The organism is Ferrovibrio terrae, from assembly GCF_007197755.1.
Lineage (GTDB): Bacteria > Pseudomonadota > Alphaproteobacteria > Ferrovibrionales > Ferrovibrionaceae > Ferrovibrio > Ferrovibrio terrae.
The window spans coordinates 368945-382523 of record NZ_CP041636.1; the positions used below are offsets into that span (position 1 = coordinate 368945).

A 13579-nucleotide genomic window follows, 5' to 3' on the forward strand; every position below is an offset into this window, starting at 1 on the left:
AGTGATCCGGCGTCTGTTCCGGGAAATCGGCATTTACATATAATTACAGCAATATCAAAGTCTTAGGGTCTTCATCCATCTCATGAGCGTCAGCCTTCCCCTTACCGGCAAACGTGTTCCGATCCAGTTCGGCCTGCTGGTCATGGGCTTTGTCGTGCTGGTGACGATGAGCCTGACCTCGCTCTGGCTGGCGCGTGAATCCGACCGCGCCTCGGAGATCGTCGCCCATACGCTGGAGGTGAATTCCGCCATCGTCACCTACCAGGGCGCCTTGCGCCGGGCTGAAAGCGGCCAGCGCGGCTTCCTGCTGACCGGCGACCGGGCCTATCTGAACGACTACGAGGCCGGCCGTCGTCGTTTCGATGAAATCCGGCCCGAGCTGGAACGGCTGATCTCGGACAACCCGGAGCAGATGGCGCGCCTGCAGGCGCTGCAGCCGCTGGTGCAGCGCAAGATCGAGGAGATGGAACAGACCCTCGCCATGAAGCAGGCCGGCCGCGAACGCGAGCTGCTGGCATCGCTGCAGGCGAATACCGGCCTCGACACCATGAACGAGATGCTGTCGCGCATCTCCACGATGCTGAACGACGAGCGCGCGCTGCTGGAAGACCGGCGCGAATATTCCGATCGCACCAGCATCATGCTCTTCATCGTGAACTTCGCCGGCGGCCTGATCATCGCGGTGCTGGCTCTGGCCTCGATCAGCCTGATCCGCAAACGCAGCCAGCAGGCGGCGGCTGCGCTGGTGCAGCTGGAAGCTGCGCATGCCGAACTGGCAACCGTCAACCGCAGCCTGGAGGAGCGCGTGGCCGAACGCACCGCCGACCTGCGCGAGGCCAACGACGAGATCCAGCGATTCGCTTTCATCGTCAGCCACGATCTGCGCTCGCCGCTGGTCAACGTCATGGGCTTCACCAGCGAGATGGAAGCCCTGCAGGGGGAGATCTTCAGCGAGACGCCACAAACGCCGGAACAGCGCGCGCAACAGCGACGAGAGGTGGAGGAGGCACTCGGCTTCATCAAAAGCTCGATTGCCAAGATGGACCGCCTGATCAACGCGATCCTCGGCCTGTCGCGCGCCGGCCGCCGGGAATTCACCGCGCAACCGATCCAGCTCCACCAGCTGCTGACCGCGATGTCCAAGGATGTGGCGCACCGCCTGCAGGAAGTCGGCGGCGAGATCGAAATCGCGTCACTGCCGGAAATTTCCAGCGACCGCCTCGCAATGGAGCAGATTTTCTCCAACCTGATCGACAACGCGATCAAATATCGCAGCAACGACCGTCCGGTGCGCATCAGCCTCGACTCTGAGGAACGCGGCAACTTCGTGGTGATCCGCGTCAGCGACAATGGCCGGGGCATTGACCAGAAAGACTATGAGCGCATCTTTGAGCTGTTCCGCCGCGCCGGCAGGCAGGACCGCCCCGGCGAAGGCATCGGCCTCGCCCATGTGCGCGCCATGGTGCGCCGCCTCGGCGGCACGATTCGCGTCGACAGCGAACTCGGCCAGGGCACGACCTTTACGATAATTTTACCAAAAAAGTGGACTGCTTGATCCCTTAAAGGGAAAGCACATGTCCGAACAGAATCCTGTTACGATCATTATGATCGAAGACGATGAAGGCCATGCGCGGCTGATCGAAAAGAATATCCGTCGTGCCGGCGTCAACAACGAGATCAAGCCGTTCACCACCGGCACCGATGCGCTCGGTTTCCTGCTGGGCAGCGACGGCAGCGGGCGCGATCACAAGGGCGAGGCCCTGCTGATCCTGCTCGACCTCAATCTGCCCGACATGTCGGGCGTCGATATCCTGCAGAAGATCAAGCAGAGCGAGGGCCTGCATATGGCGCCGGTCGTGGTGCTGACCACCACCGACGACAAGCGTGAAATCCAGCGCTGCTACGATCTGGGCTGCAACGTCTACATCACCAAGCCGGTCGACTATGAGCATTTCGCCCAGGCGATCCGCCAGCTCGGCCTGTTCTTCACCGTGATGCAGGTGCCCGAGAACGGCAAGGCCTGACGCGGCAATCCGCAAACACGAAACGGCAGCCGGATCACTCTGGCCGCCGTTTTGAGTCACAGGATGGCTTCGACTATTCCGCCGCCTGGGTCTGGCGTTCGTTGATCAGCTGCCACAGCTTCAGCGGCGTGGCCGGCATGTCGACATGGCTGACACCCAGATCGGCCAGCGCATCGACGATGGCGCTGATCGTCGCCGGCGCCGAGCCCACCGCGCCCGCCTCGCCAGCGCCCTTGACGCCGAGCGGATTGGTCTTGCACGGCACCTCGCAGAGGATCACCTCGATATCGGGGAAGTTGTCGGCCCGCGGCAGGCAGTAATCCGTGAAGCTGCCGGTCAGCAGCTGACCGTCATTGTCGTAGACGACATGCTCGTAGATCGCCTGACCCACACCCTGCACCACGCCGCCATGGATCTGGCCCTTCACGATGGTGGGGTTGATCACGCGGCCCATATCGTCGGCCACCACATAACGCACCACCTGGGTGACGCCGGTGGCCGGATCGATCTCGACTTCGCAGGCATGACAGCCATTGGGGAAGGTGATCGCCTGGATCTGATGATCAGTGGCAGTGTCGAGGCCTGCCGCCTGGTCGTAGCCAACGCCGGCACGTTTGCGTGCCTCGGCCGCCACCTCCATGATGCCTATGCCGCGATCAGTGCCGGCCACGGCGAACCGCCCGGCGGCGAATTCGATATCGCCGGTGGCGGTTTCCAGCATCTCGGCGGCCATCGCCTTGCCCTTGTCGATCACCGCATCGCTGGTGCTGAGCAGCGCGCCGCCCTGCGAATAGAGCGAGCGGGCGCCGCCGGTGCCACCGCCGGTCGGGATCATGTCGCTGTCACCCTGACGGATGCGGATCATGTCGGCGCTGATGCCGAGCAGTTCCGAGATGATGCCGGTATAAGCGGTTTCATGGCCCTGCCCGGTTGACTGCGTGCCGACATAGACATCGACAAGGCCATCTTCGGCGAAGCGGATTTCGGCGCGTTCGGTCGGCGCGCCGCCGGTGGCCTCAAGGTAATAGGCCATGCCGATGCCGCGGCGCAGTCCGCGCTTGGCGGAGGCCGCGCGACGAGTCTCGAAGCCGGCCCAGTCGATGGCCTTGAGTGCGGTCTCCGCCGTATTGGCGAAATCGCCGGAATCGTAGACCAGGTTCATCGCGCTGGTCCAGGGGAAGGCATCGGCCGGGATGTAGTTCTTGCGCCGCAACTCGGCGCGGTCGATCTTCAGTTCGCGCGCCGCGATATCAATCAGCCGTTCCATGATGTAGTTCGATTCCGGACGCCCGGCGCCGCGATAGGCATCAACCGGCACGGTATTGGTGAACACGCCTTCGACGCGGGCATGCACCGCCTGGAAACGATAGACCGAGCTGAGCACCTTGGTACCAGCCATGGTCGGGATCATCGGCGCATACGTCGAAAGATACGCGCCCATGTCGGCGATGTTGTGCACGCGCAACGCCAGGAAATGGTTATCCTTGTCCAGCGCCATCTCGGCATGGGTGAGGTTGGCGCGGCCATGCGTGTCGGTCAGGAAGGCCTCGGACCGCTCCGAGGTCCACTTGACCGGGCGGCCCAGCGCACGGGCGGCAAACAGCGTCAGCACCTGTTCGGGATAAATGAAGATCTTCATGCCGAAACCGCCGCCGACATCGTCGGTGTACACGGCGAATTTCTCTTCCGGCAGATTGAATATCTTGGCCAGTGTCTTCTTCAGCACCCAGACACCCTGGGTCGGCACATGCAGCGCGAAACGGCCGGTCTGCTTGTCGAAAGCCGCCAGCGAGACGCGCGCCTCCATAGAGGCCACGATAATCCGGTTGTTTTCCAGCGTCAGCTTCACGGTTTTGGCAGCGCCGGCGAACAGTCCGTCCACCTTGGCCTTGTCGCCCACTTCCCAGTCGAAGACGCGGTTGTTCGGTGCTTCGGGCCAGATCTGCGGTTGCCCGGTATCCATGGCGGTGGCGAGATTGGCGGCGGCTGGCAACGAATCGTAATCCACCTCGATCAGTTCGGCGGCATCGCGCGCCTGTGCTGCCGTCTCGGCGACCACAAAGGCAACCGGGTCGCCAACATGGCGCACCATGCCATCGGCCAGCGCCGGGCGCGGCGGATCGGCGCGCAGGGAGCCGTCGCGATTTTTCAGCGGGATCATGCAGGGCAGCACGCCGATATTGGCCGCCGTGAGGTCGGCCGCCGTGTACACCGCCAGCACGCCGGGCGCCTGCTTGGCCTCCGTGGTGTCGATCTTCAGGATTTTGGCATGGGCATGCGGCGAACGCAGGAACACGCCCTGCACCATATCGGGCAGGCTGATATCATCCGCATAACGTCCCTTTCCGGTGATGAAACGCTGGTCCTCGACACGGCGAACCGGCTGGCTCTGGCCGAACTTGGTCATGCGGGCAGTCCTTTCAGGGAAAACGCCGCCCGTCCTGCCGGGCTGCGCTTCTGGGGGCGGTTTTGCAGAATGATAGGCATTCCGCCCCTGCTTTCAACCCGCCGATTGCAGGGCTGCAATAGGTTCTGCGAGGTGCCTTATGGTCCGAAGCGGCGCAATGCGCTGTAGGTCCAGAACGGCATGGCGCCCAGCAGCACGCAGACCCCGGAAAACAGGAAGACCGCCGTATATCCGCCGGTGAGATCATGCAGGGTGGCGCCGGTGAAGGTGCCGAAGCTGATGCCCAGGCCGCTGCCCACCATCATGGTGCCGAAAATCATACCGAAGCGGGGCCCGTGGAAAATCCGTGCCGCCGTCGCACCCACCAGCGGGCCGCGGGCGCCGAACGACAGCCCGACCAGCAGCACGAAGGTCCACAGCACCAGCGGCGATGGCCACAGCTTGAGTGCCCAGAGCGCGGCGAGGCCGAGCAGGCTGAAGGCATAGGACAGTGCAGCCGAACTGTGCCGGCCGATACGCACATCCAGCCAGGAGAAGCCGAGGATGCCGATCGGGGTCAGCACACCGACCAGACCGTAGATCGAGGCGGCTTTGAGCGGCGCATAGCCCAGTTCGACCATATAGGCCACGGCCTGCACCATCACCGAGAACATGCCGGCGGAGGTGAAGAAGAAGACCGAGCTCAGCCCCCAGAAGGCCGGGTTGCGCATGGCGCTGCCGATGGTCCACTCAATGGCGGTGATCGTCTCGGCTATATCACTTGGCACATTACCGTCGGTCGGCTTCGGCCTGGACGGCAAGATGCGGCCCACCTGTGCCGTTGGCCAGGAAACCAGCAGCAATGCCGGCATCGTCAACAGAGCAATCCCGGCAAGCAGGCGATAGGCGTTACGCCATCCCCAAGTTTCGATCACGAACTGCGCCAGCGGCACCATCAGCAGCGATCCAACGCCCATGGCGGCATAGATCACGCTCATCGCACGCGACAGGTTGCCGCCTTCGAACCAGCGCGTCAGCAGCGCCGAATGCGGGGCATTGCCAAGGAAGGCGGCCGCCCCGCCGACGCCGATGCCAATGAAGATGTAAAAATGCCAGACCGCTTCGCCGAACGAGGCCAGCAGCAGGCCGGTGATCAGCAGCAGCAGGCCGGCGACATAGATACTGAGCGGCCCGAAGCGATCGAAACAATAGCCCGCCAGTGGCGCACAAAGGCCGGCCAGCATCATCTGCAGCGAATAGATCGCGGCGACATCGGCGCGGTTGGCCTGAAATTCCGCCGTCAACGCCAACAGGAACGTGGTGAAGCTCTCGCCGATGCCGCGTGACAGCACGTTCAGCAGAAAGCAGATACCGACAAGGACGACCGCCAAGCGGGCGGTACTGTGTCTGGATGATCCGTCTTCCGACATACGTCAGACGTCCCGTCCGGCTTCGGCCTGGCGCAGCATCTGCCTGGCGATCACCAGCTGCTGGATCTGGCTGGTGCCTTCATAAAGCCGGAACAGCCGCACATCACGATAGAAGCGTTCGACGGCGAATTCCTGGATGTAACCTGAACCGCCATGGATCTGCACCGCGCGATCGGCGACACGGCCAACCATCTCGGAGGCGAAATACTTGCAGGCACTGGCCTCCAGCGAAACATTCTCGCCGGCGGCATAACGCTTCGCCGCATCGCGCAACATGCAGCGCGCGGCATAGGCCTCGGTCCTGCTGTCGGCCAGCATGGCCTGCACCAGCTGGAATTCGGCAATCGCCTGACCGAACTGTTTGCGGTCGCGCGCGTAGCTCACCGATTCATGGATCAGGCGTTCAGCAGCACCTACACACATGGCCGAGATATGCAGCCGGCCGCGATCCAGCACCTTCATCGCGGTCTTGAAACCCTGCCCTTCCTTGCCACCGATGATATTGGCAGCCGGGACTTTCACGTTGTCGAAGATCACATCTGCGGTGTGCGAACCGCGCTGACCCATTTTCCTGTCCGGCTTGCCGACGGTAATACCGGGTGTTTTGGCTTCAACGATGAACGCCGTGACACCACCGGCGCCCTTGTTGTTCGGGTCGGTGCGCGCCATCAGTGTGAAGACACCGGCCTGTGGCGCATTGGTGATGAAGCGCTTGGTGCCGTTGACGACGTAATGATCGCCCTGCCGCTCGGCCCGTGTCTTCACGCTGGCGGCATCCGAGCCGGCCTCGGGTTCGGTGAGCGCGAAGGATGACGTGACTTCGCCGCTGGCAAGTCTGGGCAGCCAGGCCTGCTTCTGCTCGGTCGTGCCGTCGATCAGGATCCCCTGGCTGCCGATGCCGACATTGGTGCCGAACAGGCTGCGGAAGGCCGGCGAGGTCCAGCCAAGTTCGAAGACCAGCTCGACCTCTTCATCCATCGCGAGGCCGAGGCCGCCGTATTCTTCCGGGATGGAAATGCCGTAGAGGCCCATATCGGCAAAGCTGCGGCGAATCTCATCAGGGATGCGATCGTCGTCGGCAACCTGTTTTTCGAGAGGGACCAGCTTTTCGCGCACGAAACGGCGCAGCTCGCGCCGGGTCTGCTCCAGCGTATCCTTGTCCATCGGGGCACTCACTCTTCCAAAAGGTCTGCGGCAAGCTTGGCACAATCACCGGAGGGCGCAAGCCGCACCAAGCAGAACCAGTTCAAATACGCAGCGTCAGCCGCGCCGGAAAACTACCGCCGCCAGCCAGCCGGCAAACACCGCCAGCAGCACCGCGACCAGGCCATAGACCGCAGGCTCTGCGCGCGAGAAGTCGTAGACCTCCTGCTCGATACCCTGCTTGTCGATGAACAGCGGTGTCGATTGCGCGGCGACGATGCGATTGTCGCGGATCAGATAGACTTCGGTCTGGTAGGTGCCGACCGGGACGGTGGACGGGAAGCTGATCGCCGTGCGGAACAGCTTGGGGCCGAGGAAGTCGATGGCGCCGATATTCTCGCGATAGAGTCCGTCGCGTATTTTCAGCCGCACCACGGCCTGATGGTAATGCGCAATGTCTTCGGGGCGGCGCGGACCGAGATAGCGGAAGCGCAGGTTTTCCGTACCGATCTGCAGCCGCTGCAACAGGTTGGCCGGCGCAATCTCCTTCAGCGGCTTGCTGCTGGCGACCGCATAATAGGCCGGCACGTTGTCGTAGCTTTCCGAACGCCGCGTCAGCCAGAAACCGAGCGTCGGCCGTTTGCGTCGCACCACTGATGTCGATGTCGGCCCACGCACGACGACCACGACTTCGCCTGGTTCGTCGATGGCGCCGAACAGCAGCAGGTCCGTGCCGGTGAAACTGGAAGTGATCGCGATCAGATGCGATGACAGATCGGTGATCAGCGGAGCATCCGCCGGCGCCGGCCCGCGCGGCGCATTCGGCGTGGCCTGCGCGAAGGCGTCAGCGCCGCCCAGCAGAAGCAGGAGGATGAGTGCAACAGGCTTTGGTCCAGCCCTTCTCATTTTGGCCCGGCCTCAAGGAAGAACTGGTCGTCGGGCGGCAGGATCAGTTCAATGGCCAGCGCGATCGCCACCGCCAGCACCAGTGCCGCCAGCAGGCCGCGAATCTGTTCGCCGCGCAGTCGTGCGCCGTGACGCACGCCGTATTGCGCGCCGATCACCGAGCCGACCAGCAGCATCAGCGCCAGTGTCACATCCACTGTCTGCGTGGTGATGGCATGCAGCATCGTCACATTCGCCGTGACGAAGATGATCTGGAACAGCGAGGTGCCAACCACGATGGCGGTGGGCATGCCAAGCAGGTAAATCATCGCCGGCACCAGCAGGAAGCCGGCGCCCACGCCCATGATGGCGGCAAGGATACCGACCAGGAAGCCGAGGCCGACCGGCATCAGCAGGCTGATGTAAAGTTGCGACTTGCGGAAGCGCATCTTGAACGGCAACGCGCGGATGAAGGCATGGTCGTTCAGCCGCTTGCGCCGCACGACAGGGTTCGCGCCGGGCTTGGCGCGCAGCGCGCGGATGCTTTCGGTCAGCATCATGCCGCCGATGGTGCCGAGGATGATCACGTAAGACAGCGCAATCACCGCATCGAGCTGGCCGATACGCTTCAGTACGGTGAAGAGGTAGGCGCCGAAGCTCGATCCGACCAGGCCGCCGATCAGCAGCATGGCGCCCATCTTGAAATCGACGTTGTCCTTGCGCCAATGCGCATAGACGGCCGAGACGCTGGCCGCCACCACCTGGTTGGCCGAGGTCGCCACCGCAACTGCGGGCGGCACGCCGATGAAGATGAGCAACGGGGTGAGCAGGAAACCGCCGCCGACGCCGAACAGGCCGGAAAGATAACCGACCGCTCCACCAAGGCCGAGCAGCAACCAGATGCTGACCGACAACTCGGCGATGGGCAGGTAAATTTGCATAATTGTGGCCGGACCCTGACGACTACGCGGCTTGGTGCCTTATCTTCTGATAAAGACCAATTTTCTTATAAAGCCTTCGCGCCAGACTGCCATGGCAATCCTTGCGATTGTGTGATTTTCCCGCGCAAACCTCGCAGAGGGCGAGGCCGACTCGGCCCCGCAACGGACTCAGCCGCTCAGCCTGCATTGGCCTGGCTGTTATGGCCCATTCCGGCCGGCACACCCGCCCGCTCCAGTTCGCCACCCAGCCGGCCCGACAGGAAGCTGAAATACATGCGGAAGTCGGAGATGAAGGACCAGAGCGGGTATTTGAAGCTGGCCGGCTTGTTCTTCTCGACGAAGAAATGCCCGATCCAGGCCGGACCGTAGCCGATCAGCAGCGCACCCAGCAGCCACGGCCAGTCGCCGGTGACGATCAGGGCAGTCAGGCTGAACAGCGCCAGCGTGGTGCCGAAGTAGTGCCAGACCCGGGTGACGGGCTTGGCATGCTCCCGCAGATAAAACGGCCAGAATTCACCGTAGCTCTTTATCCGATTGTCGGACATAGTGGCCTCCTCCGATTACCTGATACGGAACCTACAATCATAATTCGCTGTTTTCCAGCATTTTTACTTTAAGTAAGCACGCGAATGAGATTCGAGTTGACGTTGACGTAAACGGAAACTAAGACTCCAACCAACGTGAGAAACAAAGCCTTAAGGGAGGGCTTACCGTGTCGGATAACAAGACCTACACGATCACCGATCTGGCGCACGAATTCAAAGTGACGCCGCGCGCCATCCGCTTCTATGAAGACAAAGGCCTGCTGCATCCCAGCCGTCAAGGCATGATGCGGGTCTACGCCAAACGTGACCGTGCCCGCCTTCTGCTGATCCTGCGCGGCAAGCGTCTGGGCTTCAGCCTGGCCGAAATTCGCGAGATGATCGACCTCTACGATCTGGGCGACGGCCGCATGGAGCAACTGACCCTGACGCTGAAGCGGTCGCGCGACCGCCTTGCCGCGCTGGAAACCCAGCAGCAGGACATCGAGGACGCCATCACGCAGCTGAAGCAGGATGTCCGCATCCTCGACGACTTCCTGAAGCTGAACCGCGACCGTCCGGCCTCGCAGTCCTTCAAGGAATTCGTGCAGAGCCGCGCCACGCCCGAATACGCCGCCGTCGCCGAATAAGGCCCGGCCGATCACCCGGCGCCGTTCCACCGGCGCCGGTTCGAGTTTCAAGTTTCTCAGAACCAAAAACCGCTATCCGTTCTCGCTAAGGAGACATCGTCATGATGCGCAACGTGGTGATCGCCGGCTATGCCCGCTCGCCTTTCACGCTCGCCCGCAAGGGTGCGCTGGCCAAGGTCCGCCCTGACGATCTCACCGCCCAGGTGCTGAAAGCCCTGATCGAGCGCACCGGCGTTGATCCGAAGGCCATCGAGGACGTGATCGTGGGCTGCGCCTTCCCCGAGGGCGAGCAGGGCCTGAATGTCGCCCGCCTGATCAGCTTCCTGGCCGGCATTCCGCAGGATGCGGCCGCCACCACGGTGAACCGTTTCTGCGGTTCCTCCATGCAGAGCATCCATCAGGCTGCCGGCGCCATCCAGATGAATGCCGGCGAGGCCTTCATCTGCGCCGGCGTCGAAAGCATGACCCGCGTGCCGATGGGCGGCTTCAACACCCTGCCGAACCCCAAGCTGCTGCAGGACTATCCGCAGGCCTATGTCTCGATGGGCATCACCGCCGAGAACCTGGCCAAGAAATACGGCATCGACCGCAAGGCGCAGGAGCAGATGGCAGTCGAAAGCCATGCCAAGGCTCTGGCCGCCCAGAAGGCCGGCAAGCTGAAAGACGAAATCGTCGCCATCGTCGATGGCAACAACCGCGTCGAGCTGGACGGCTGCATCCGTCCGGACACCACGGCGGAAGGCCTTGCCGGTCTGAACCCGGCCTTCGATGAAAAAGGCACCGTCACCGCCGGCACCTCCTCGCCGCTGACCGATGGCGCCTCGGCCACGCTGGTCTGCTCGGAAGATTTCGCCAAGGCGCATGGCCTGAAGGTTCTTGCCCGCATCAAGTCGGTGGCTGTTGCCGGCTGCGCGCCGGAAATGATGGGCATCGGCCCGGTTCCGGCCACCAAGAAGGCGCTGGAGCGCGCCGGGCTCAAGCTGGGCGATATCGACATCATCGAGCTGAATGAAGCCTTCGGTGCCCAGGCGCTCGCCTGCGTCGCCGAAGCCAAATACGACATGAAGAAGGTCAATCTCGATGGCGGCGCCATCGCGCTGGGTCATCCGATGGGCGCCACCGGCGCGCGGATCACCGGCAAGGCCGCGTCGCTGCTGAAGCGCGAAGGCAAGCAGTTCGCACTGGCCACCCAGTGCATCGGCGGCGGTCAGGGCATCGCCACCGTTCTGGAAGCCGTCTAAGTCGCACCGGAGCAGTCAGATCATGACCGAGATCAAAAAAGTCGCGGTGATCGGCGCCGGTGTCATGGGTTCCGGCATTGCCGCTCATGTCGCCAATGCCGGCATTCCCGTCATCCTGCTGGACATCGTGCCACAGGGTGCGAATGACCGCAGCGCGCTCGCCAAGGGCGCCATCGAAAAAATGCTGAAGACCAAGCCTGCGCCCTTCATGCATCCGAAGGTCGCCAAGCTGGTGACGCCGGGCAATCTGGAAGACGATCTGGATAAGCTCGCCGATGTGGACTGGATCTGCGAAGCGATCATCGAGAATGTCGATCTGAAGCGGAAGCTCTATGCGCAGCTTGAAGAGAAGCGCAAGAAGGGCTCGATCGTCACCTCCAATACCTCGACGATTCCGCTCGACCTGCTGACTGAAGGCCTGCCGGAGAGCTTCGCCGCCGATTTCGCCGTGACGCATTTCTTCAATCCGCCGCGCTACATGCGCCTGTTCGAGCTGGTGAAGGGCCCCAAGACCAAGCCTGCCGTGATCGACGCACTGCGCCGTTTCGGCGACGTCAAGCTCGGCAAGGAAGTGGTCGACTGCAAGGACCGCCCGGGCTTCATCGCCAACCGCATCGGCATCTACTGGTCCACGGTCGCCACGGCACTGGCCTATGACATGGGCCTGACGGTGGAAGAGGCCGACAGCATTGTCGGCAAGCCGATGGGCATTCCCAAGACCGGCATTTTCGGCCTCGCCGATCTGACCGGCATCGATCTCGGCCCCTATGTGGTCGGCTCGATGCTGAAGACCCTGCCCAAGACCGATCCGCTGCATCAGTTCTACAAGGCGGATCACCCGCTGAACGCCCTGATGCAGAAGATGATCAAGGACGGCTATACCGGCCGCAAGGGCAAGGGCGGCTTCTACCGCAACCGCGGCAAGGAAGCGCTCGATCTCAAGACCGGCGAGTATCGCGCCACCAAGCGCGCCAACCTGGAATCGGCGAAGGTCGCCAGGAAGGGCCTGCGCGCGCTGGTCGAGCATGAAGACAAGGGCGGCCAGTATGCCTGGGGCGTCGCCAGCCGCGTGCTGTCTTACGCCGCCGACCTGGTGCCGGAAATCGTGGACGACATCCTCGCCGTCGATCTGGCGATGAAGACCGGCTACGCCTGGAAATACGGCCCGTTCGAGCAGATCGACCAGCTCGGCACCAAGTGGTTTGCCGACAAGCTGAAGGCTGCCGGCATGCCGATCCCGAAGATGCTGGAAGTCGCCGCCGGGCGTCCGTTCTACAAGGAAGAGAACGGCAAGGTCTACCAACTCACCACCAAGGGCGACTATGCCGAGATCGTGGTGGCGCCCGATGCCTGGATGCTGGCCGATATCAAGCGCGGCAAGCAGCCGATCGCCTCGAACCGCGGCGCCAGCCTGTGGGATGTCGGCGATGGCGTCGCCTGCCTGGAATTCCACACCAAGATGAATGCGGTGGATGCCGACATCATCACGATGGTGAAGGAAGCCGGCAAGATCGACAAGAAGGGCTTCAAGGCGCTGATCATCGGCAACGACGCGGACAATTTCTCGGTCGGCGCCAATGTCGGCATTGCCTTGTTCCAGGCCAATATCGCGATGTGGCCCGCCATCGAGCAGGGCATCAGCGAAGGCCAGGATGCCTATATGAAGCTGAAATACGCGCCCTTCCCGGTCGTGTCGGCTGTCGCCGGCATGGCGCTGGGCGGCGGCTGCGAGATCACGCTGCATTCCGATGCGATCCAGGCCCATGCCGAAAGCTATATGGGCTTGGTGGAAGTCGGCGTCGGCGTCATCCCGGGCTGGGGCGGCTGCAAGGAGCTGATCACCCGCGCGATCACCAACAAGCGGCGTCCCGGCGGTCCGATGCCGGCGCTGGCCCAGGTGTTCGAGGCGATTTCCACGGCCAAGGTCGCGACCTCGGCGATGGAAGCGCGCGACATGCTGATCCTGCGCGATGGCGACGGCATCACCATGAACCGCCGTCGCCTGCTGGCCGATGCCAAGGCCAAGGCGCTGAAGCTGGCGGAAGACTACAAGCCACCGGTGCCGGTCGAGATCAGCCTGCCGGGCCCGACCGCCAAGGCGGCGATGAGCCTGGCGGTGGAAGGCTTCTTCCAGCAGGGCAAGGCCACCAAGCATGATGTGGTGGTGTCTGGTGCGCTGGCCAATGTGGTGTCCGGTGGCAAGACCGACATCACCGAGGTGATCACCGAGAAGAAGCTGCTGGAACTCGAGCGCGAGAATTTCATGTCGCTGATCAAGACCAGCGCCACGCTCGACCGTATCGAACACATGCTGACCAAGGGCAAGCCGCTGCGTAACTGACGCAGCGCGCTTTGAGG

Annotated in this window: 11 protein-coding genes; 5 read left to right on the forward strand and 6 right to left on the reverse strand. The window is 62.9% G+C overall.

Going from position 1 to position 13579, the window contains the following annotated elements:
- Positions 1–82: 82 nt before the first annotated feature.
- Entirely contained in the window at positions 83–1555 is a 1473-nt protein-coding gene (locus FNB15_RS01740) for a sensor histidine kinase (protein WP_144067058.1), read from the forward strand.
- 19 nt (positions 1556–1574) lie between these two features.
- Complete coding sequence (locus tag FNB15_RS01745) at positions 1575–2024, forward strand: response regulator (protein WP_144067059.1); 450 nt, start codon at positions 1575–1577, stop codon at positions 2022–2024.
- A 73-nt stretch (positions 2025–2097) separates the two neighbouring features.
- On the opposite strand, the gene FNB15_RS01750 is transcribed toward FNB15_RS01745, so the two are convergent.
- From FNB15_RS01750 to FNB15_RS01775, 6 genes are all read right to left on the reverse strand, one after another.
- Positions 2098–4431: a xanthine dehydrogenase family protein molybdopterin-binding subunit gene (locus tag FNB15_RS01750; RefSeq protein ID WP_144067060.1), complete on the reverse strand. Its 2334-nt coding sequence runs from the start codon at positions 4429–4431 to the stop codon at positions 2098–2100.
- A gap of 137 nt (positions 4432–4568) precedes the next feature.
- Positions 4569–5801, reverse strand: coding sequence for an MFS transporter (locus FNB15_RS01755; protein ID WP_185973675.1), 1233 nt, complete (start codon positions 5799–5801; stop codon positions 4569–4571).
- 42 nt (positions 5802–5843) lie between these two features.
- Positions 5844–7004 (reverse strand): acyl-CoA dehydrogenase family protein, encoded by a 1161-nt coding sequence (locus tag FNB15_RS01760; RefSeq protein WP_144067062.1) that lies wholly within the window; start codon positions 7002–7004, stop codon positions 5844–5846.
- Positions 7005–7100: 96 nt separating this feature from the next.
- Positions 7101–7889 carry a TIGR02186 family protein gene (locus tag FNB15_RS01765; RefSeq protein WP_144067063.1) on the reverse strand — a complete coding sequence of 263 codons (789 nt, stop codon included), beginning with the start codon at positions 7887–7889 and terminating at the stop codon, positions 7101–7103.
- Positions 7886–8809, reverse strand: coding sequence for a sulfite exporter TauE/SafE family protein (locus FNB15_RS01770; RefSeq protein ID WP_144067064.1), 924 nt, complete (start codon positions 8807–8809; stop codon positions 7886–7888). Before FNB15_RS01770 ends, FNB15_RS01765 begins: the two co-directional genes overlap by 4 nt.
- Before the next feature lie 176 nt (positions 8810–8985).
- The gene (locus FNB15_RS01775) at positions 8986–9354 is read right to left on the reverse strand and encodes an Mpo1-like protein (RefSeq protein ID WP_144067065.1); all 369 of its coding nucleotides are present in this window, start codon (positions 9352–9354) and stop codon (positions 8986–8988) included.
- Positions 9355–9521: 167 nt separating this feature from the next.
- On the opposite strand from FNB15_RS01775, the gene FNB15_RS01780 reads away from it, so the two are divergent.
- The 3 genes from FNB15_RS01780 to FNB15_RS01790 all read left to right on the forward strand — a co-directional run bounded on the left by FNB15_RS01780 (position 9522) and on the right by FNB15_RS01790 (position 13562).
- Positions 9522–9980 (forward strand): MerR family transcriptional regulator, encoded by a 459-nt coding sequence (locus tag FNB15_RS01780; RefSeq protein ID WP_144067066.1) that lies wholly within the window; start codon positions 9522–9524, stop codon positions 9978–9980.
- A gap of 104 nt (positions 9981–10084) precedes the next feature.
- Positions 10085–11221, forward strand: a complete 1137-nt coding sequence (locus tag FNB15_RS01785; protein WP_144258590.1) for a thiolase family protein — start codon at positions 10085–10087, stop codon at positions 11219–11221.
- Positions 11222–11243: 22 nt separating this feature from the next.
- The gene (locus tag FNB15_RS01790; protein WP_144067067.1) at positions 11244–13562 is read left to right on the forward strand and encodes a 3-hydroxyacyl-CoA dehydrogenase/enoyl-CoA hydratase family protein; all 2319 of its coding nucleotides are present in this window, start codon (positions 11244–11246) and stop codon (positions 13560–13562) included.
- The last annotated feature ends 17 nt before the right edge of the window (positions 13563–13579 follow it).